This window comes from Vibrio sp. 03_296 (genome assembly GCF_002265885.1).
In genome coordinates this window covers 1-538 of sequence record NZ_NPKW01000595.1, presented here as the reverse complement: position 1 = coordinate 538, position 538 = coordinate 1, and the positions used below count along the sequence as shown (strand labels likewise).

1 pseudogene is annotated in these 538 nt (G+C 50.0%); it reads right to left on the bottom strand.

Going from position 1 to position 538, the window contains the following annotated elements:
- A pseudogene (locus CIK04_RS26455) lies at positions 1–538 on the bottom strand (tetratricopeptide repeat protein); the annotation flags it as partial.

Sequence of the window (538 nt, the reverse complement as noted above, 5' to 3'; positions counted from 1 at the left end):
AGAATGGGTAATCGGCCATGCCCATTCGAACGGTTCGGTTGACCGCATGCTCAGCGGCAAACTCATCTACCCACGCTTGCACTTTACTAAAGACGGCCTCTGCCGAGTAATCGCGCTTCGGCATTGGGCTCGATGTAAAGCAAATTGGCATCCGAAAAGTGGTAGAGACGTGCTGGTTTTGGATTTCTCACTCATGAACACCCCAAAGCGCGCTCGAGTTCTAGGCCTGCTTTATAGCCGTGTTGCACGTACATGCTGCGCAAAAATGGCAAATCAATCATCACAAAGCGTAAGCGATCGTTGAGCGGCTCGTGGATAAGTTCACCCAGTTGCCATTGTTCAAACGTTTCATTGGCTTTGCGCAATGAATTTGAGAGTTTCACGTTCAACATGCGCAGATTACGCAGCTTTGAGCGTGAGTGGGGTGTACAGATCGCTCGTAAGCTGCTCGATTTGCGTCGACTGCCGTTGCAGTAATACGCCGCGTCTCATAAGTAATAAGAAAAGCACGAGAGAGACGCAAGAATAGCGCAAAGGC